The sequence below is a fragment of the Stenotrophomonas sp. INTA L402-1 genome (genome assembly GCF_059295135.1).
In genome coordinates this window covers 32,756-51,002 of the sequence record NZ_JCAFWP010000010.1, presented here as the reverse complement: position 1 = coordinate 51,002, position 18,247 = coordinate 32,756, and the positions used below count along the sequence as shown (strand labels likewise).

Below are 18,247 nucleotides of genomic sequence, written 5' to 3'. Positions count from 1 at the left end.
CCTAGCCAGCCGCGGGCAAAGACCGGGTGAGGGCACGGTCAGCCGGCTGTGGGCATGCGCCCCAGCAGGCTGTCCGGCAGCGCCGGGATCGGCGTGCGTTCGTCCTGGGCCTGTTCCAGCAACCAGTCGATGAACAGGCGCGCGGCCGGGCTCGGCGCTTGTCCTTCGGCATGTACCACGTAGTAGGCATAGCGCGCCTTCAACGCCGGGCCAGGCAGGCGCAGCAGCTCATAGCGTTGCAGATAGGGCTGGGCGACATGCGTGCGGGCCAGTACCGCGCCCATGCCGTACACCGCCGCACGCATCGCATCGGTGCTGTCGGCAAAGGTGTGCATCGGCGGCATCGGCGAGGGCGGACGTACACCGGCGTGGCGGAACCAGGCGCGCCAACCCTGCGGTGACAGGTCACTGAGCAGCGGCAGCTCGGCGATGCGTGCCGGATCCTGGAGCGTCTCGACCCCGGCCAGCGCCGGTGAGGCGACCGGGAACAGGTTGTCGTCCATCAGATGCTGCGCATGCAGGCCGGGCCATTGGCCAAGGCCGTAACGGATGCCGACCTCTGGCCCGTTGTCGTCGTAGCGGTCCAGGCCGCTGCCGGTGTGCAGCTCGATGCGTATGTGCGGATGGGCCTGGGTGAAGCGCGGCAGTCGTGGCAGCAGCCAGCAGTATGACAACGAGCGCAGCGTGGTGATCCGCAGTGGCACGCTGTCGGCGTCAGGCTGCAGATGATGGGCGACCGCAGCCACATCAGCGAAGGCCGCACTGGCGGCATCGGCCAGCTGCCGTCCCTCGGCGGTGAGGCGAACGCCTCGCGCATGACGCAGGAACAGCCGGGTCTCCAGCACCTCTTCCAGCCTGCGCACGTGGTGGCTGACCGCACTGGCGGTCAGGTGCAGCTCCTGGGCGGCCTGGGCGAAGTTCTGGTGGCGCGCTGCAACCGCGAACACGGCCAGTGCGGGGAGCAGGGAGGGGCGTAGCTGCATGTCCAGCCTCAAACCATATTTGTGGCTGGCAGCGATACTACGCGCTTGTGTGGCGGGCGTCTGCGCCTGATCCTGTCTGCCTTGGCCAGGAACAGACGATGGACGGAGGCAGGGCATGAATGCGGTCCCACAGGCGGCCGAGCGCGACTGGCGCACGCCGCTGGAATTGACCCTGCTGGGCGCCATCTGGGGCTGCTCGTTCCTGTTCATGCGGTTGGCGGTGCCGTCGTTCGGCCCGTTCGCGCTGGTCGAGGTGCGGCTGGTGCTTGGCGCGCTGGTGCTGCTGCCGTTCCTGTGGCGCGCCCGCGCGCAGTTCCCGCCGCGGCGCTGGCTGTGGCTGGCACCGATCGGCCTGATCAACTCGGCGCTGCCGTTCGTGCTGTTCGCCTATGCCGCCGAACAGGCACCGGCCGCGATCGGTGCGATCTGCAATGCGATGACCGTGCTGTTCGCCGCGCTGATCGCCTTCCTGTTCTTCGGCGAGAAGATCGGCATGCGCCGTGCGGGCGCGCTGCTGGTCGGCTTCGCCGGCGTGGTGGTGCTGGCCACGGCCAAGGTCTCCGGCCTGAGCATCGGCACCGCGGTGCTGGCCGGTGCGGCGGCTTCGTTGCTGTACGGCCTGGGCGTAAACCTGGTGAAGCGGCACATGACCGGCCTGCCGTCGGCGGCCGCGGCGGCGGCAACGCTGTCGTGTGCCTCGCTGTGGATGCTGCCGATGGCGGTCAGCCATTGGCCGCAGGCGGCGATTCCGGCCAAGGCCTGGGGCGCAGCGATCGCGCTTGGCGTGGCCTGCACCGGGCTGGCGTTCCTGATGTTCTATCGTTTGATCGGCCGTATCGGCCCGTCGCGTGCGTCGACCGTGACCTATCTGATTCCGCTGTTCGGCGCTGCGTTCGCGTGGTTGTTCCTGGGTGAGCCGGTGACGCTGCAGATGCTGATTGCGGGTGCGTTGATTCTGGGTAGTGTGGCGGTGAGTCAGAAGGGCTGATGCGTTGGCGTTTTGCGCGTGGCGCGTGCTGAAGGTGCTTCATCGTTCATGGGCGTCACTTTTCTTTTCGCGCGAAAAGAAAAGTAACCAAAAGAAACGCGCCGCCAGGTCGCGAGCCGCCGTGCTTCGCACGTCGGTCCCCTGCGCTTCTCGGTGAATCAGGGGACGGTGCCGAACTCGCTGCGCTCAGACATCGGCACCTCTTCGCCCCTGATTCCCCTGCGATGCTCGGCTCACTCAAGGCGGACCCAGATCAAAGACCGCAGCTGCACCCAGTAGATCCACGCCATGCGTGGATGCCTTTGCCGTTGATCTTGACCTTCCAGTCCGCCTTGAGCGAGCCGAGCACCGCAGGTCCGGCGAGGGCGAAGAGGCGCGGGTGTCTGAGCGCAGCGAGTTCCCGCGCCGTCCCTCGACGGGCCGAGGAGCGCAGGGCACCGGTGCGTAGCACCGGCTCGCGGCCGGCGGAACGTTTCTTTTGGTTACTTTTCTTTGCGTACAAAGAAAAGTAACGCCCATGAACGATGAAGCACCTTCAGCACGCGCCACGCGCAGAACCCGCGACGGCGTTACTTCACCGGCACCGGAACATTGCAAAGATCGATATGCCCCGCCGGGCGCTTGTAGAAATCATCCACGCGATTCCGCCGCGCTTCCACCGTATCGGCGAAGGTCTTCGAATCGGTGCGCAGCACCTGGATCGGCGTGCGCTCAGCCACCGGCACGTCGCTGGCACGGCGGATCGACACGATCGGCGTACGCAGCTTCGGGTCGGTGTAGAAGCCCATCGGTGCCGGGCCGCGCGGGATCGCGCTGAGCAGTTCCATGCCCTTCAGCACGCGGCCGACCAGGGTGATGTTGCGGTCCAGCTGGCGCGGCGACTGGCCGGTCACCACATAGAGTTCGGCGCCGATGCTGCTGTCTTCCTCGTTGCTGCGGCCGGCGCCGAGCATGCCGTAGCAGTGCGCCAGCCAGGCCTTGCCGGCCTGTGGGTCCTGGCCGACCGGGAAGCCGTCGACGAAACCGGTCTGCGCGGCCCAGCCATCGCGATCCGGCATCACGCTCACCTTCAGTCCGGCGCTGGCGCGCTCGAACTCGGCCGGCAGCTTGCGCGCGGCACTGCCGAACGGCTTGGCCTTGGCTGCGTCATCGGCGTCGGCATCGCCGAACTGCACCACGAAGTTGTCCTGCGAGCGGTAGATGCTGGTGCCGTCCCAGAAGTGCTCGTGAGCGAAGGTCTGGATGTTGGCGACATGGCGCGGGGCGAACTGCGGCGCCAGCTCGATGATCACCCGCCCGGCCGGCAGGTCCATGTACAGCAGGTTGGCCGGGTCCGGGGTGCGCCAGTCGCTGGCCGCCGAGGCGTCGAGAATCTGCTGCGGGCTGCGGTAGGGCGAGGCCGCACTGGCCAGGGCGGGCAGCAGGCAGGACAGGGCGAGGGCGGTCAGGGCAAGGCGACGACGGTGCGGCATGGGAACCCCGGAACATGAACGAGGCTTCGATTCTGCGCGAGCGGCCCGGCCACGCCAACCGGCAGAGTGACTAACGACACACTCGCTATACCGAACTTCGCACTACTGTTGACTTCAACGTAGTGGAGGGCCGGTCATGTCCGAGGACGATGTCCAGCTGAAGAAGTTCCAGAAGGAGCTCAGCGCCGGAACGGTGTCGCTGGCCCTGCTGGCGGTGCTGGCGCGGGCCGGGGAGCCGCTGTACGGCTACCTCATTGCCAAGGAGCTGGAGCGGGTGGGCGAGGGCGTGCTGAGCGGCAAGCAGAGCGCGCTGTACCCGGTGCTGCGCAATCTGGAGGGCGCCGGCCTGCTGGAAAGCCATGTGGAGCCGTCCAGCAGCGGGCCGCCGCGGCGCTACTACCGCATCAATGAACGTGGCCGCGAGGTGCTGGCGCAATGGCGCCAAGCCTGGCAGGCCACACGCGATTCCGTCGATTCCGTGTTGGAGGGGGTACCGCAATGAACGACCCGAGGCTGGCAGGCCGAGCCCTGCCCACGACCATCCCGCAGTACCTGGCGCAGCTGCGCGCGGCATTGGAAGGCGCCGACCCGGCGATGGTGCAGGACGCGCTGTACGACGCCGAGGAATACCTGCGCTCGGAGCTGGCGGCGCAGCCCGGCCGTAGCGAGGCCGAGGTGATCGCCGACGTTGCCGGCAGCTACGGTGCGCCGGACGAGGTAGCCGAAATCTACCGCGAGACCGAAGTGACGGTGAATCGCGCGCTGCGTACACCGCGTGCGGATACCGCACCGGTGCTGCGTGCGGCGGCGGAAGCCAGTGGCGTCGAGCCGGCCGCACCCCCGCCGGTACCGGTGCCGCGTTCGCTGCTGGCGCGCTTCTTCGGCGTGGTGACGGATCCGCATACCTACGGTGCGCTGTTCTACATGCTGCTGTCGCTGGCCACCGGCATCTTCTTCTTCACCTGGGTGGTGACTGGCCTGTCGCTGTCGCTGGGCCTGCTGATCCTGATCATCGGCATCCCGTTGACGGTGCTGTTCTTCGGTTCGGTGCGCGGGCTGGCGTTGCTGGAAGGGCGCCTGGTGGAAGCGCTGCTGGGCGAGCGCATGCCGCGTCGTCCGCGCTACACCGACCGCAGCCGCACCTGGCTGCAGCGCATCGGGGACATGTTCACCGACGGCCGCACCTGGCTGACCCTGCTGTACTTCGTGCTGATGCTGCCGCTGGGCGTCATCTACTTCACCATCGCGGTGACGTTGCTGTCGCTGTCGCTGAGCCTGATCTGGGCGCCGGTCGCGGCGATCTTCAGTGGCGACATCCCCGGCGTGTACGTCAACGACGTGAACGTGCTGCCGATGGCGGCCTCGCCGCTGGTGGCGATCGCGGTTGCCGCGGCGGGCGCGCTGCTGCTGCTGCTGACGATGCACCTGGCACGCGGCATCGGCAAGCTGCATGGGCTGATCGCCAAGAACCTGCTCGTGCGGCTGTAAGCGGGTGCGGACGCTCCGGTAGGTGCCAACCTTGGCTGGCACGATCCATCAGTGCAGGGGCGCTTGGCGGAATTCGCTTTGGTAGGTGCCAACCTTGGTTGGCACAATCCTTCAGATACCGGGATTCAGGGTAGAGCGCCAACCAAGGTTGGCATCTACCAGGGCATACCGACCAAGGTCGGCACCCACCCTGGGCGAGTTACCCCGCCTTTCGCCGCAACGGGGTGACGTTGCTCTTCTTCTTCGTGACCTTCGCCGCCGGTGCTTCGGCATGCGCGGCGAAGAAATCGCGCACCTTCGGGTACACCACTTCGCGCCAGCGACGGCCGCTGAAGATGCCGTAGTGGCCGGCACCTTCGACGATGAAATGCTCGCGGCGGTCAGCGTCGATGCCGGTGCAAAGCGCCTGCGCCGCTTCGGTCTGGCCGAGGCCGGCAATGTCGTCCAGCTCGCCTTCGATGCTCAGCAGCGCGGTATCGCGGATCGCCGACGGATCGACCTTCTCGCCGTTGACCACCCACTCGCCACGCGGCAGCAGGAAGTCCTGGAACACCACGGAAATCGTATCCAGGTAGTACTTGGCCGGCATGTCCAGCACCGCGTTGTACTCGTCGTAGAAACGACGGTGCGCGTCGGCGTCTTCCAGGTCGCCCTTGACCAGGTCGGTGTAGAAGTCCCAATGCGAGCTGAAGTGGCGGCTCGGGTTCATCGACAGGAAACCGGCGTGCTGCAGGAAGCCCGGGTACACGCGACGGCCGGCGCCGGGATAGCTGGCCGGCACGGTGTGGATGACGTTGTTCTCGAACCACGACAGCGGGTTCTGCGTGGCCAGGTTGTTCACTGCGGTCGGGCTGCAGCGTGCATCGATCGGGCCACCCATCATCACCAGCGTGCGCGGCGTCGGCTCGCCACGGCTAGCCATCAGCGAAACCGCGGCCAGCACCGGTACGGTCGGCTGGCACACACTCACCACGTGCAGGCGCTCCACGCCGAGGTGGCGGATGAATTCCTGAATGTAGGCGATGTAGTCATCCAGCCCGAATTCGCCTTCGCTGGACGGCACCATGCGCGCGTCGACCCAGTCGGTGACGTACACGCGGTGGTCGCGCAGCAGCGTGCGCACGGTATCGCGCAGCAGCGTGGCGTGGTGTCCGGACAGCGGCGCCACCACCAGCACGAACGGCTGGTTGAGCATCGTGTGCAGCTGGTCGGCTTCATTGCTGTGGCGCTTGAAGCGCAGCAGCTTGCAGAACGGCTTGCTCACTTCCTCGTGCACGACGATCGGCACGCGCTCGCCATCGACGTCGATTTCGTTGATGCCCCACTCGGGCTTCTCGTAATCCTTGCCGATGCGGTGGAAGAGTTCATTGACCGCTGCCAGGCGATCAGCGCCGGGCATCTGCGACCACCAGTGGCCCTGGTTGGCGAAGAACCTGGCGTTGGCCTGGGCCTGGTGCACCCAGGGGGCGAGCAGGTTGCGGGTCAGTTCGTGCAGTTGATAGAGCATGACGACCGAATATGTATGGTCATATGTTGCCGCGCAGCATATCCCATCCGGGTGTCCCGCAGGTTAAGTTGGCTGAAAATAATGAATCCGGATTCACATCCGTTCCAGCGCCGCCGCATCGCCTGCCAGGGCGGGGCCGAGCCAGCAATGCGACCCTACCGGCTGCAGGCCGTGCCGGGCCAGCGTCCGCCGGTACCAGCGCGCCGGGCGGGCCTGGAAACCCTCGTGGTCGCCCTCGAACGCGTCCTCGGCGGCGAAGGTCTCCAGAAACGCCACGCCGCCGGTCAGTTCCGCCACGCCGGCCAGTCCGGCACGCAGCTCGCGGTCGGGCACGTAGTGCATCACGTCGGAGCAGATCAACAGGTCGACCGGGGCGCAGGGCCGCAGCCAGGCGAAATCACCGAAGCGGGCCAGGTGCAGGTTGCGGGTGCGGCCGTAGCGGCGCACAGCGTACTCGCTGCTGTCGAAGCCGAGGTATTCGACCTTCGGACGCAGCTTCAGCAGCGGCGCGCGCCAGGCGCCTTCGCCGCAGCCGATATCCAGCACGCTGCGGATCGGTCGCTCCAGATAGTACTCGGCGCTGGCCACAGCCAATGCCACCTTGCGTGCCAGGCGGGCGCTGCCACCGATGTCGGCACGGCGGTACCAGCGTTGGAAGTAGGCGGCGTCGTAGGTCTTGTCCATGGGGCGGTGCACGATCGGGGAAAACGGCGCCTATCGTACGGTGTTGCGGCGCGCCATGCGTCGATGTGTCGCGGCATGCGTGCCTGCAGTGGGTTTGCCACGGCATGCGAGAATGGCCGCCAACCTACGCCAGCCGCCGGAGCGAGCGCATGCAGAGCTACTACTGGGTCAAGACCTTCCACATCGTGTTCGTGGTGGCGTGGATGGCCACGGTGTTCTACCTGCCGCGCATCCTGGTGAATCTGGCCGAGACCGCAGGCCAGCCGGCGGTGACCGAGCGCCTGCAGCTGATGGGCCTGCGCCTGTACCGTTTCGGCCACTCGATGTTCGGCCTGGCGTTCCTGCTGGGCCTGGTGCTGTGGCTGGGCTACAAGGTCATTCCGGATTTCCCGACGATGGTTGCCTCGGGCGGTGCCGGTTGGCTGCATGCCAAGCTGGGGCTGGTGCTGCTGCTGCTGGTGTATTTCAGCTGGATCGGGCGCCTGCTCAAGGGCGTGGCCAAGGGCAGGGCGCTGCCGTCGTCGCGCGCGCTGCGCTGGATCAACGAGATCCCGCTGCTGGCCTTCATCCCGATCGTGTGGCTGGTGCTGGCCAAGCCATTCTGAGATCCCGCTATCCGTAGAGCCATGCTTGGCTCTACGGGTTCGCGTGATTCTTCGCCAAAGCAGAGGCATCCACGCGTGGCGTGGATCTACTGGGTGCAGCTGTGGCTTTTGATGTTCAGGTCCGCCATGAGCGAGCCGAGCATCGCAGGTGAAACAGGGGCGAAGAGGCGCTGATGTCCTGTAGTGCCGACTGCTAGTCGGCTGACTTCTGCGTGCCGTCCCCTGATTCACCGAGAAGCGCAGGGAACCGGTGCAAGGCACCGGCTCGCGTTCGGCGGCGTGTTCTTTGGTTACTTTCTTGCACGAGCAAGAAAGTAACAAGCCGATGAATCAGGCCGCTTCGTACGTGCCGTAGCTGCGCAGGCGGGCGTAGCGCTGTTCCAGCAGCTGCTCGGTGGACAGCTTGTCCAGCGCGTCCAGCTCGTTCAGCAGCACCGCCTTCAGGCGCTTGGCCATCTGCGTCGGGTTGCGGTGGGCGCCGCCGGTCGGCTCGCGCACGACCTTGTCGACCAGGCCCAGGCTCTTCAGGCGCGGGGCGGTCAGGCCCAGCTGTTCGGCGGCATCCTTGGCCTTGCCGGCATCCTTCCACAGGATCGAGGCGCAGCCTTCCGGGGTGATGGTCGAGTACACCGAGTACTCCAGCATCACGGTGCGGTCGCCCACGCCCAGCGCCAGCGCGCCGCCGGAGCCACCTTCACCGATCACGGTGCAGATGATCGGCACCTTCAGTTCGGCCATCTCGATCAGGTTGCGTGCGATCGCTTCGGACTGGCCACGCGATTCGGCATCGATGCCCGGCCAGGCGCCGGCGGTGTCGATCAGGGTCAGCACCGGCAGGCCGAAGCGCTCGGCCATCTTCATAAGGCGCAGGGCCTTGCGGTAGCCCTCCGGCTTGGGCATGCCGAAGTTGCGCTTGATCTTTTCCTTGGTGTCACGGCCCTTCTGGTGGCCGATCACCATCACCGCACGGCCGTTGATGCGTGCCAAGCCGCCCATGATCGCCTTGTCGTCGGCGAAGGCACGGTCGCCGGCCAGCTCCTGGAACTCATCGAACATGACGCGGAGGTAGTCTGCGGTGTACGGGCGCGACGGATGACGGGCCAGCTGCAGCACCTGCCACGAGGTCAGGTTGCGGAAGATCTGCGCGGTGCGCATGCGCAGCTTGTCCTGCAGCGCGTGCACTTCCGCCTCGACATTGACCGCCGGCCCGGCACTGGCGTTGCGCAGTTCCTGGATCTTGGCTTCCAGGTCGGCGATGGGTTGCTCGAAGTCGAGGTAGTTCGGATTCATCGGAAGCCGTCGTGTAAAGAAGAGGGGAATTCTAGCCGAATGCGTGCAAACCACCCGTACGCCTTCGTCTGGAAGGCGACGGTAGCGCAGCCGGGCAGGGGGCGCCAGTCAGCTCAGGGCACCACCAGGGCGCTGCGGCCCATCAGCTGGCTGCGCTGGGAAACGAAGTCGTTGTAGGCCTCGTTGGCCTCCCGGCCCAGCCCGCTGCCCAGGGTGGCGGTGGCCGAGGTGAAGGCCATCTGCGCGGCGAAGTCCTGCTTGCGCAGGGCCTTCTGTTCATCGGCGGTGGTGGCCTTCAGCCAGCGCGCATAGACCTCACGCAGCGGCGCGGCATGCGCCTCGAAGGCCGGCACCAGCGCCGGCAGGCTGGCCGGGGCCGGTTCCAGGCTGAACGCCGGGGCCACGTAGCCGGCCGGCTGCTCGCGCTTGAACGCACCGGGCTCGCCCATGCCTTCTTCCACGTAAGCGATGAAGTCCGGCGCGGTGAACACCTTGGCCACGATCTGGCCGCCGCTGGAATCGACGTGGGCGACCACCTTTTCCTTGGGGAACGGTTCGCGCACGCCGTAGGTCCAGGTCTTGTCGATGAACAGTTCGTGGCTCTTTTCGAACGGGCCTTCGAAGTCGACGCCGCCCAGCTCGATGCCGGCCTTGCCGGTGCCGAAGTTCTTCAGCTTGCTCTCGTCGGTGACATAGATCTCGCGGGCGATCACGTACTCGCTGAGGGTCGGATTGATCAGGCCGCCACGACCGTCGACGTAGACGATGAAGCGCACGTCGCCGAGCTTTTCGGTGTGCAGGCGATGTTCGCCGACGGCCAGCGAAATCGGGCGCGAGCCCTGTGCGGCCACCGGCAGGTCCTTGCCATCGATGCTCAGTGCCAGCGGCGTGTCGGTCGGGTTGTCGATCTGGAACTCGACCTTCGAGGGCGAACAGGCGGCCAGGGCCAGCGCGGCGGCGAACGGGAACAGCAGGGTCTTCATCGGCAATCGTCCTTGATACATGGAACGGGAAAGCAGGGGTTTCAGCAAAACCAGGGAGCCAGCTTCAGCTGGCCCACGGCGGGCTGTAGCGCACCTTCAGGGTGCGCACGGCCGGGTCGGCGCGCAGCGCCTCCATCAGCTTGGAATCGATGCGTACCGCGCTCTGCCCGGACACATCGAGCATGCCGGCGACACCGCCCTGCGGACCCTTCAGCAGCAGGTCCAGGCGCAGCGGCGTGCGGCCAGGGCGATGGCGGTCGAGCAGCGCATCAATGCGTTCCCAGACCGGGCGCTGCTGGCGCAGGTCCAGGCGCAGCGACAGCCGCGTGGCGTAGTTTGCGCAGACTTCGTCGAAGTCCCAGCACTGGCGGATGCGCAGCGCGAAGCCGCCGTTGAACTCGTCCTCGCGCAGGCCACCTTTGACCACAAGGATGCGGTCCTTGGTCATCAGGTGGCCGAACTCGGCCATCGCGTCGGAGAATGCGCTGCACTCGACGCGGCCGCGGCCATCCTCGAGCTGGATGAAGATCTGGCTCTCGCCCTTGCGGCGCACGCCGACCACCTGGCCGGCCAGCACGGTTTGCACTTCCGGGCGCCAGCGCTTTTCGCCGCCGCCACCGCCACCGCTGTTGGCGCTCCAGATCTTCTCCACCGAGCCCAGGTCGTTGCCGACCAGGTCGCGCACATCGTCGCGCCAGGGATCGAACGGGTGGCCGCTGAGGTAGAAGCCCAGCGTGTCGCGCTCGCCGTTCAGGCGCTGCAGCAGCGGCCATTCCTCGGCTTCGGGCAGGTCCAGCTGGATCGTGGTCGCGCTCGGGTCGGGGCCGCCGAACAGCGAGTTCTGCCCGGACGCACGTTCGCGCGCCATCTGGTCGGTGGCCTTGATCACTTCCGGCAGCTGCAGCATCAGCGAGGCGCGGTTATGCCCGAGCTCATCCAGTGCGCCGCAGTTGATCATCGCTTCCAGCGTGCGCCGGTTGAGCTTGGCCGATCCGACGCGGGTGCAGAAGTCGAGCAGGTCCTTGTAGTCGCCACCCTTCAGGCGCTCGTCCACCACCGCTTCGCAGGCACCCTGGCCGACGCCCTTGATCGCGCCCAGACCGTACTGGATGGTGTCCGGGGTGACGGCTTCGAACATGAAGGCCGAGTGGTTCACCTTCGGCGGCAGCACGGTCAGGCCGAGGTTGCGCACTTCGTCCAGGAAGCCGACCACCTTCTCGGTATTGTCCAGGTCCGAGGACAGCGTGGCCGCCATGAACTCAGCCGGGTAGTGGCGCTTCAGCCACGCGGTCTGGTAGCTGACCAGTGCATAGGCAGCGGCGTGCGACTTGTTGAAGCCGTAACCGGCGAACTTCTCCATCAGGTCGAAGATCGCATCGGCCTTGGCTTCGTCCACACCGTCCTTGGCCGCACCTTCGCGGAAGATCTCGCGGTGCTTGGCCATTTCGGCCGGCACCTTCTTGCCCATCGCGCGGCGCAGCAGGTCGGCGCCGCCCAGCGAGTAGCCGCCGACGATCTGCGCCATCTGCATCACCTGCTCCTGGTACACCATGATGCCGTAGGTGTCCTTCAGGATCGCTTCGGTGCGCGGATCGGGATAGATGATTTCTTCCTGGCCGTGCTTACGCGCGTTGAAGGACGGAATCAGGTCCATCGGGCCGGGGCGGTACAGCGACACCAGCGCGATCAGGTCTTCGAAACGGTCGGGGCGCGCGTCCTTCAGCAGGCGGCGCATGCCCGAGGATTCGAACTGGAACACCGCGCCGGTATTGCCGTTGGCGAAGATGTCCTTGTAGGTGGGCGTGTCGTCCAGCGGGATCGCGGCGATGTCCACCGGCGGAATGCCGGCGCGCTCATGGCGCTTGTTGATCGCCTTCACCGCCCAGTCGATGATGGTCAGCGTGCGCAGGCCGAGGAAGTCGAACTTCACCAGGCCCACTTCTTCCACGTCGTTCTTGTCGAACTGGGTGACCGGGTTCTTGCCGAGGCCGTTCTCGTCGTGTTCGGCGTACAGCGGGCAGAACTCGCTCAGCGGTTCGGGCCCGATCACCACGCCACCGGCGTGCTTGCCGGCGTTGCGGGTCAGGTCTTCCAGCTGCAGCGCCAGATCGATCAGGTCGCGGACATCGTCCTCGGTCTCGTAGCGCTGGATCAGTTCGGCCGAGGCCATTTCCGAGCTCGGGCCTTCCTTGCCCTTGCCCAGCGCATCCTTCAGGTGGATGCCGAGGATGTTCGGGATCAGCTTGGAGACGCCGTCGACCAGGCCGTACGGGAAACCGAGCACGCGGCCGGAGTCGCGCACCACCGCCTTGGCGGCCATGGTGCCGTAGGTGATGATCTGGCTGACGCGCTCGCGCCCGTACTTGCGCGCAACGTAGTCGATCACCTCGTCGCGGCGGTCCATGCAGAAGTCGATGTCGAAGTCGGGCATCGACACGCGTTCCGGATTGAGGAAGCGCTCGAACAGCAGGTTGTACGGCAGCGGGTCCAGATCGGTGATCTTCAGCGCCCAGGCCACCAGCGAACCGGCACCCGAACCACGGCCGGGGCCGATCGGAATGCCCTGGTTCTTGCCCCACTGGATGAAGTCGGCCACGATCAGGAAGTAGCCCGGGAAGCCCATCTTGATGATGGTGTTGAGCTCGAACTCCAGGCGCTCGAAATACTCTTCGCGGGTCTTGCCCGGCGCCAGTGGATTCTTCTCCAGGCGCTCTTCCAGGCCATCGCGCGACATCTTCTGGATCCAGGTGTCCAGGGTCTCGTCGTCCGGCACCGGGTAGTTGGGCAGGAAGTAGGTGCCCAGCCGCATCTCGATGTTGCAGCGCTCGGCCAGCGCCAGCGTGTTGTCGATCGCATCGGGGATGTCGGCGAACAGCGCGCACATCTCCTCGGCCGACTTCAGGTACTGCTGGTCGCTGTATTCGCGCGGGCGCTTGGGGTCGTCCAGCACGCGGCCGGTGGAAATGCACACGCGCGCTTCGTGCGCGCTGAAATCCGTCGGCGACAGGAAGCGCACGTCGTTGCTGGCCACCACCGGCAGGCCACGCTGGCCGGCGGCCATCAGCGCGAACTGGTTGAAGGTTTCCTCGCCCTCGCGGCCGGTGCGGGTCAGCTCCAGGTGCAGGCCGTCGCCGAACACGCGTTGCCAGTCGGCCAGCTGCTGCTCGGCCAGTTCATGCTTGCCGTCCAACGCCAGGCGCCCGGCCAGGCTCTGCCGGCCGGCCAGCGCGAACAGGTTGGCATTGCCGGCCTTCAACCAGTCCGGGTGCACGGCCACGCCGCCTTCCGGACGATGACCTTCCATCCAGGCGCGGGTCAGCAGCCGCGACAGGCTCAGGTAGCCTTCGCGATCGCGGCACAGCAGGGTCATCCGCCACGGGTCCTGGCCTTCCTCGGCGATCAGTACGTCGGCGCCCGCGATCGGCTTGATGCCCACGCCTTCGGCGGCCTTGTAGAACTTGACCAGGGCGAACAGGTTGTTGAGGTCGGTCACCGCCAGCGCGGGCAGGCCGAGCTCGACCGAGCGCGACAGCAGGTTGGCCTGCTTGGCCTTCTTCGGGTCCGCCTGGTCGGGCTTGGCCGGCACGCGGATGGTCGAGTCCGCCAGCGAGAACTCGGTGTGGACGTGGAGATGTATGAAGCGGGAGTTGGACATGCCGGACCAGGTTGGAGCGCGCGGGCCCCGGGTGCTGACGGAAGATCGTCGCCGGGGTCGGGATGCGCTGGAGTGCCCGGTCAGGGTAGCGAGGGCAGGGGGAAGCGACAAGGACTTGACGGTGCGCCGATTGCGCGAATGTCGCCGGGCATGGCCCGGCGCTAGCGGAGGCGTTCACATTGCCGTGAAAGCGCCGGACGATACCCGGCAGCCGTTGTTCAAGCGATGGCTGTGATCGCGGGGGCTGGCGCTGTTTCCAGGCACTCGCGCACCGGGGCGAAGCTGCGCCGGTGCTCCACGCAGGGGCCGTGCTCGCGCAGGGCGGCCAGGTGGGCCGGGGTGCCGTAGCCCTTGTGCTGCTCGAAGCCGTACTGCGGATGGCGGGCATGCACCTCCTGCATGTAGCGGTCGCGCGAGACCTTGGCCAGGATCGAGGCGGCCATGATCGCGCGGTCGATGCCATCGCCGCCGACCAGCGCCTGCGCCGGCAGTACCAGCCCCTTGGGCACCACGTTGCCATCGATGCGCGCGAAGCCGGCCACGTGGGCGACCGCTGCGATCACGTCGCGCATGCCCTGCAGGGTGGCCTGGTAGATGTTCAGACGGTCGATGGTGTCCACGTCCACCAGCACCACATGCCAGGCCAGGGCGCGCTCGATGATGCGGTCATGCAGCTGCTCGCGGCGCGCCGCGGTCAGCTGCTTGGAATCGTCCAGGCCGTTGATGCGCGGCCGTGCCGGGTCGAACACCACGGCCGCCACCGCGACCGGCCCGGCCAGCGGGCCACGACCGGCTTCGTCGACGCCGGCGACCAGGCGCTCCGGCTCGACCACCGCCGCGCCATCGAACAGGGTCAGGCTGACCGCTGCGGCATGGCGGCGGCTCATGCCTGGGCCTGGTCGCGCATCAGCAGCTCGCCGACGGCGTCGGCGGCACGTGCCGACGCATTGCGGCGCAGGCGCTCATGCAGGCGGGCATAGGTGTCCTGCAGGTCGGTCACCCGCTGCGGGTGGTCGAACCATTGCTGGATGGCCGCAGCCAGCTTGTCCGGCGTGCAGTCATGCTGCATCAGCTCCGGTGCCAGGTCCTGGCCGGCCAGGATGTTGGGCAGGGCAAAGCGGTCGACCTTGATCAGGCCGAATGCCTTGACCAGACGGTAGGTCAGCTCGTTGACACGGTAGCCGACCACCATAGGCCGCTTCACCAGCATCGCCTCCAGGGTCGCGGTACCGGACGCCAGCACCACCACGTCGGCCGCGATCATGGCGTTGCGCGCCTGGCCGTCGAGCACATGCGAGTACGCGACCGGCAGCGCCGAGCGCGACAGCTGCTCTTCGATCAGCCGCTTGCAGGCGGGGTTGGCGGCAGGCACCACCACGTGCAGGCCGGGGATGCGCTCGGAGACCTGCCAGGCGGCTTCGAAGAAGGGTTCACCGAGGCGCGAGATTTCGCCCAGGCGGCTGCCTGGCAACACCGCCAGCACCTTGGCCGACGTCGGCAGGCCAAGCGCGGCGCGCGCTTCCTCGCGGTTGCCCTGCAGGGGGATGTCATCGGCCATCGGATGGCCAACGAAACGCGCGTCGATGCCGTGCTTGGCATAGATGGGCGGTTCCATCGGGAACAGGCACAGCACCAGGTCGGCGCTGCTGCCGATCTTCTCGGCGCGCTTCTCGCGCCAGGCCCAGACCGAGGGGCTCACGTAATGCACGGTGCGCACGCCGCGCTGCTTCAGCCAGCGTTCTATGCCCAGGTTGAAGTCGGGCGCGTCGATGCCGATGAACACGTCCGGCTGCCATTCCAGCGCACGCTGGCGGAACGCGGAACGCAGCTTGAGCAGGCGTGGCAGGTGGCGCAGTACTTCGGTCAGGCCCATCACCGCCAGCTCGCTGGCATCGTGCCAGGTCAGGCAGCCGGCGCTGCGCATGGCATCGCCACCGATGCCGGCGAATTCGGCATTTGGAAAGCGTGCCTTCAGTTCGCGCACCAGGCCCGCACCCAGCAGATCACCAGAGGCCTCACCGGCCACCAGTGCGATCCGCAACGGGCGCTCGCTGAGCACCCGCTGCGCGGGGACGCTGCCGGCCATCGAGGCCAGCGGAATCACGGCGGCGCCGGCCGGCGCCTGGCCGGTCGTGCTGCTCATCGCAGCAAGGGCCTCTCGGCGTGCTCGATGAAGTCCAGCATGGCCTTCACGTCATCGCTGTCGCGTGCCTGTTCGGTCAGCTGCACCTTGGCTTCGGCCAGTGGCAGGCCCGCCACGTACAGCGTGCGGTAGGCACGCTTGATGGCGGAAATGCGCTCGGTGTCGAAGCCGCGGCGTTTCAGGCCTTCGCTGTTGATGCCGCGCGGGCGGCCCAACGAATCGGTGCCGACCATGGTGAACGGCGGAACATCGCCATTGGTCAGCGCGCCCATGCCGAGGAAGGCATGCGCGCCGATCCGGCAGAACTGGTGGGCCCCGGCGAAGCCGCTGATGATCACGTAGTCACCCACGGTCACGTGGCCGGCCAGGGTGGTGTTGTTGGAGAACACGCAGAAGTTGCCGACATGGCAGTCATGCGCCACGTGCGTGTAGGCCAGCATCCAGTTGTCGTCGCCGATGGTGGTGATGCCGCCGCCGCCGCCGGTGCCGCGGTTCAGCGTGACGAACTCGCGGAACACATTGCGGTCGCCGATCACCAGCTCGGTGCGCTCCCCTGCATACTTCTTGTCCTGCGGTTCGCCACCGACGGCTGCGTGGCCGATGAAGCGGTTGTCGCGGCCGATCTTCGTCGGGCCGTGGATGCTGCAGTGGGGGCCGATCACCGTGCCGGCACCGATTTCCACATCGGCACCGATCAGGGTGAACGCGCCCACCTGGACGTCATCGGCCAGGCGCGCGGCCGGGTCGATGACGGCGGTCGGGTGGATCCGCGGTGCGTTGTCAGTCATTCCTGCCTCCAGTGGATCAGCCCTTGGCGCCGGCGCACATGACTTCGGCCGAGGCAACGACTTCACCGTTGACCTTGGCTTCGCCGTAGTACCAGCCCATGTTGCGGATCAGGCGCTTCATCTGCACATCCAGCATCAGCACGTCGCCGGGAACGACCTGCTTGTTGAAGCGGGCGTTTTCCACCTTGACCATGTAGAACAGCTTGGACTGCGAGTCACGGCCGAGCGTGAGCTGGGTCATCACGCCACCGGCCTGCGCCAGCGCTTCGATGATCAGCACGCCGGGCATGATCGGGCGGCCCGGGAAGTGGCCCTGGAAGAACGGCTCGTTGATGCTGACGTTCTTCTGCGCAAGGATGCGCTTGGCGTCGATGTCGAGCTCAAGCACCCGGTCCACCAGCAGGAACGGGTAGCGGTGCGGGAGCAGTTCCTGGATCTGGCAGACGTCGATCGGAAGCTGCAGCGTGTCGTTCATTCTTTCTCCTTGCCAGCAGCCAGGACGCGGCGAGCCAATGCGTCCAGCTGCTTGAAGCGCGCGGCGTTCTTGCGCCACGTGCGGTTGTCGGTCAACGGGGTGCCGGACGAGTACTCGCCCGGCTCATGGATGGAATTGCGGACCACCGACTTGCCGGTGATCACGACCTTGTCGCAGATCTCGAGGTGGCCGACCACGCCAACGTGGCCGCCGAGCAGGCAGTAGCGGCCGATCTTGGCGCTGCCGGCGATGCCGGTGCAGCCGGCGATGGCCGAGTGCGCACCGATCTGCACGTTGTGCGCGATCTGCACCAGGTTGTCCAGGCGCACGTCTTCGTCCAGCACGGTGTCTTCCAGCGCACCACGGTCGACGCAGGTATTGGCGCCGATCTCGCAATCGTCGCCGATGCGCACACCGCCCAGCTGCGGCACCTTGATCCACTTGCCGGCGTCCATGGCCAGGCCGAAGCCATCGGCGCCGAGCACGGCACCGGGATGCACACGAACCCGCTTGCCGAGCTTGACCCGGGTGACCAGGGTGACCCGCGCGATCAGTTCGCAGCCGTTGTCCAGGCTGCAGTCTTCGCCGATCACGCTGCCGGTGCCGATGATGCAGTTTTCGCCGACCACGCTGCGTGCGCCGACGGAGACGAACGGGCCGATATGCGCGCTGGCGGCGACCTGCGCGCTGGGATCGATGACGGCGCTGGGGTGGATGCCCGGCGGGCGCGTCGGCGCGATGTCGAACAGCGCGGCGATCTTGGCGAAGGTGGTGTACGGGTCCTTGGCCACGAGCGCGGCGCCGGGGGCGGCCTCGGCGTCGTCGGCACGCAGGACTACCAGCGAGGCCTGGCTGTCGGCCAGCTGGGCGCGGTAGCGCGGGTTGGCGAGGAAGGTCAGCTGGCCAGGACCGGCATGGGCGAGGGTGGCCACGCCATGGATGGCGGTGGCGGGGTCGCCGTGGACCTGCAGGCCGAACTGCTCGGCGAGTTGCTGGGCGGTGTAGGTGGGAGTATTCACGGCGGGAGTTTAACGTGTGACGGCATTGCGGTCATGCGGGGTCAAAAGCGGCGCCTGCCTGATGTCCCGGGGTGATGGCGCAGGGGGCTGCCCAGGACACGCCGTAAACCCATCCCTGGGGGCTCGATGGCGCCATCCATGGCGCCAACGGTCCTGGTCAGCCCCCT

General features: G+C 67.0%; 16 protein-coding genes. 4 read left to right on the top strand and 12 right to left on the bottom strand.

The genetic code is table 11. The features are described from left to right. Positions 1 to 38: 38 nt before the first annotated feature. Positions 39 to 983 carry a LysR substrate-binding domain-containing protein gene (locus tag AC5O77_RS08190; protein ID WP_494506670.1) on the bottom strand — a complete coding sequence of 315 codons (945 nt, stop codon included), beginning with the start codon at positions 981 to 983 and terminating at the stop codon, positions 39 to 41. Positions 984 to 1,098: 115 nt separating this feature from the next. Between AC5O77_RS08190 and AC5O77_RS08185 the strand changes: the two genes are divergently transcribed. Continuing rightward, the gene (locus AC5O77_RS08185) at positions 1,099 to 1,971 is read left to right on the top strand and encodes a DMT family transporter (protein ID WP_478057884.1); all 873 of its coding nucleotides are present in this window, start codon (positions 1,099 to 1,101) and stop codon (positions 1,969 to 1,971) included. 569 nt (positions 1,972 to 2,540) lie between these two features. Here AC5O77_RS08185 and AC5O77_RS08180 read toward each other — a convergent pair. Continuing rightward, complete coding sequence (locus tag AC5O77_RS08180; protein WP_478057885.1) at positions 2,541 to 3,443, bottom strand: peptidylprolyl isomerase; 903 nt, start codon at positions 3,441 to 3,443, stop codon at positions 2,541 to 2,543. Between the two features lie 136 nt (positions 3,444 to 3,579). Between AC5O77_RS08180 and AC5O77_RS08175 the strand changes: the two genes are divergently transcribed. Continuing rightward, the gene (locus AC5O77_RS08175) at positions 3,580 to 3,945 is read left to right on the top strand and encodes a PadR family transcriptional regulator (RefSeq protein ID WP_032128337.1); all 366 of its coding nucleotides are present in this window, start codon (positions 3,580 to 3,582) and stop codon (positions 3,943 to 3,945) included. Then, positions 3,942 to 4,931, top strand: a complete 990-nt coding sequence (locus AC5O77_RS08170; RefSeq protein ID WP_478057886.1) for a sensor domain-containing protein — start codon at positions 3,942 to 3,944, stop codon at positions 4,929 to 4,931. The genes AC5O77_RS08175 and AC5O77_RS08170 overlap by 4 nt, the downstream gene beginning before the upstream one ends. A 199-nt stretch (positions 4,932 to 5,130) precedes the next feature. Here AC5O77_RS08170 and AC5O77_RS08165 read toward each other — a convergent pair whose 3' ends face one another. Together AC5O77_RS08165 and AC5O77_RS08160 are read right to left on the bottom strand one after the other, a co-directional pair. Then, on the bottom strand, positions 5,131 to 6,438 hold the full coding sequence (locus tag AC5O77_RS08165) for a polyhydroxyalkanoate depolymerase (RefSeq protein WP_478057887.1): 1,308 nt from the start codon (positions 6,436 to 6,438) through the stop codon (positions 5,131 to 5,133). 93 nt (positions 6,439 to 6,531) lie between these two features. Continuing rightward, a complete protein-coding gene (locus AC5O77_RS08160) occupies positions 6,532 to 7,122 on the bottom strand; it encodes a class I SAM-dependent DNA methyltransferase (RefSeq protein ID WP_032128334.1) in 591 nt (196 codons plus the stop codon). 149 nt (positions 7,123 to 7,271) lie between these two features. On the opposite strand from AC5O77_RS08160, the gene AC5O77_RS08155 reads away from it, so the two are divergent. Further along, positions 7,272 to 7,727: a CopD family protein gene (locus AC5O77_RS08155; protein WP_478057888.1), complete on the top strand. Its 456-nt coding sequence runs from the start codon at positions 7,272 to 7,274 to the stop codon at positions 7,725 to 7,727. A 330-nt stretch (positions 7,728 to 8,057) separates the two neighbouring features. Here the strand turns inward: AC5O77_RS08155 and AC5O77_RS08150 are convergent, their stop codons facing one another. The 8 genes from AC5O77_RS08150 to lpxD form a co-directional block, all read right to left on the bottom strand. Continuing rightward, complete coding sequence (locus AC5O77_RS08150) at positions 8,058 to 9,017, bottom strand: acetyl-CoA carboxylase carboxyltransferase subunit alpha (RefSeq protein WP_032128332.1); 960 nt, start codon at positions 9,015 to 9,017, stop codon at positions 8,058 to 8,060. A gap of 113 nt (positions 9,018 to 9,130) precedes the next feature. Continuing rightward, positions 9,131 to 10,000, bottom strand: a complete 870-nt coding sequence (locus AC5O77_RS08145; RefSeq protein WP_369352686.1) for a hypothetical protein — start codon at positions 9,998 to 10,000, stop codon at positions 9,131 to 9,133. 64 nt (positions 10,001 to 10,064) lie between these two features. Continuing rightward, a complete protein-coding gene (gene dnaE, locus AC5O77_RS08140) occupies positions 10,065 to 13,655 on the bottom strand; it encodes a DNA polymerase III subunit alpha (protein ID WP_478057889.1) in 3,591 nt (1,196 codons plus the stop codon). Between the two features lie 218 nt (positions 13,656 to 13,873). Beyond that, entirely contained in the window at positions 13,874 to 14,542 is a 669-nt protein-coding gene (gene rnhB / locus AC5O77_RS08135) for a ribonuclease HII (protein WP_478057890.1), read from the bottom strand. Then, on the bottom strand, positions 14,539 to 15,741 hold the full coding sequence (gene lpxB / locus AC5O77_RS08130) for a lipid-A-disaccharide synthase (protein ID WP_100437555.1): 1,203 nt from the start codon (positions 15,739 to 15,741) through the stop codon (positions 14,539 to 14,541). The genes rnhB and lpxB overlap by 4 nt, the downstream gene beginning before the upstream one ends. Before the next feature lie 53 nt (positions 15,742 to 15,794). After that, entirely contained in the window at positions 15,795 to 16,586 is a 792-nt protein-coding gene (gene lpxA / locus AC5O77_RS08125; RefSeq protein WP_071228447.1) for an acyl-ACP--UDP-N-acetylglucosamine O-acyltransferase, read from the bottom strand. A 16-nt stretch (positions 16,587 to 16,602) separates the two neighbouring features. Then, positions 16,603 to 17,061, bottom strand: coding sequence for a 3-hydroxyacyl-ACP dehydratase FabZ (gene fabZ, locus AC5O77_RS08120; protein WP_032128326.1), 459 nt, complete (start codon positions 17,059 to 17,061; stop codon positions 16,603 to 16,605). Then, positions 17,058 to 18,080, bottom strand: a complete 1,023-nt coding sequence (lpxD, locus tag AC5O77_RS08115) for a UDP-3-O-(3-hydroxymyristoyl)glucosamine N-acyltransferase (protein ID WP_010486339.1) — start codon at positions 18,078 to 18,080, stop codon at positions 17,058 to 17,060. Before lpxD ends, fabZ begins: the two co-directional genes overlap by 4 nt. Positions 18,081 to 18,247: the final 167 nt, after the last annotated feature.

What these genes read in the sequence shown, in the direction of transcription:
- AC5O77_RS08190 (WP_494506670.1), bottom strand. Translation starts at nt 983, where the DNA reads ATGCAGCTACGCCCCTCCCTGCTCCCCGCACTGGCCGTGTTCGCGGTT.
- AC5O77_RS08185 (WP_478057884.1), top strand. Translation starts at nt 1,099, where the DNA reads ATGAATGCGGTCCCACAGGCGGCCGAGCGCGACTGGCGCACGCCGCTG.
- AC5O77_RS08180 (WP_478057885.1), bottom strand. Translation starts at nt 3,443, where the DNA reads ATGCCGCACCGTCGTCGCCTTGCCCTGACCGCCCTCGCCCTGTCCTGC.
- AC5O77_RS08175 (WP_032128337.1), top strand. Translation starts at nt 3,580, where the DNA reads ATGTCCGAGGACGATGTCCAGCTGAAGAAGTTCCAGAAGGAGCTCAGC.
- AC5O77_RS08170 (WP_478057886.1), top strand. Translation starts at nt 3,942, where the DNA reads ATGAACGACCCGAGGCTGGCAGGCCGAGCCCTGCCCACGACCATCCCG.
- AC5O77_RS08165 (WP_478057887.1), bottom strand. Translation starts at nt 6,438, where the DNA reads ATGCTCTATCAACTGCACGAACTGACCCGCAACCTGCTCGCCCCCTGG.
- AC5O77_RS08160 (WP_032128334.1), bottom strand. Translation starts at nt 7,122, where the DNA reads ATGGACAAGACCTACGACGCCGCCTACTTCCAACGCTGGTACCGCCGT.
- AC5O77_RS08155 (WP_478057888.1), top strand. Translation starts at nt 7,272, where the DNA reads ATGCAGAGCTACTACTGGGTCAAGACCTTCCACATCGTGTTCGTGGTG.
- AC5O77_RS08150 (WP_032128332.1), bottom strand. Translation starts at nt 9,017, where the DNA reads ATGAATCCGAACTACCTCGACTTCGAGCAACCCATCGCCGACCTGGAA.
- AC5O77_RS08145 (WP_369352686.1), bottom strand. Translation starts at nt 10,000, where the DNA reads ATGAAGACCCTGCTGTTCCCGTTCGCCGCCGCGCTGGCCCTGGCCGCC.
- dnaE (WP_478057889.1), bottom strand. Translation starts at nt 13,655, where the DNA reads ATGTCCAACTCCCGCTTCATACATCTCCACGTCCACACCGAGTTCTCG.
- rnhB (WP_478057890.1), bottom strand. Translation starts at nt 14,542, where the DNA reads ATGAGCCGCCGCCATGCCGCAGCGGTCAGCCTGACCCTGTTCGATGGC.
- lpxB (WP_100437555.1), bottom strand. Translation starts at nt 15,741, where the DNA reads ATGGCCGGCAGCGTCCCCGCGCAGCGGGTGCTCAGCGAGCGCCCGTTG.
- lpxA (WP_071228447.1), bottom strand. Translation starts at nt 16,586, where the DNA reads ATGACTGACAACGCACCGCGGATCCACCCGACCGCCGTCATCGACCCG.
- fabZ (WP_032128326.1), bottom strand. Translation starts at nt 17,061, where the DNA reads ATGAACGACACGCTGCAGCTTCCGATCGACGTCTGCCAGATCCAGGAA.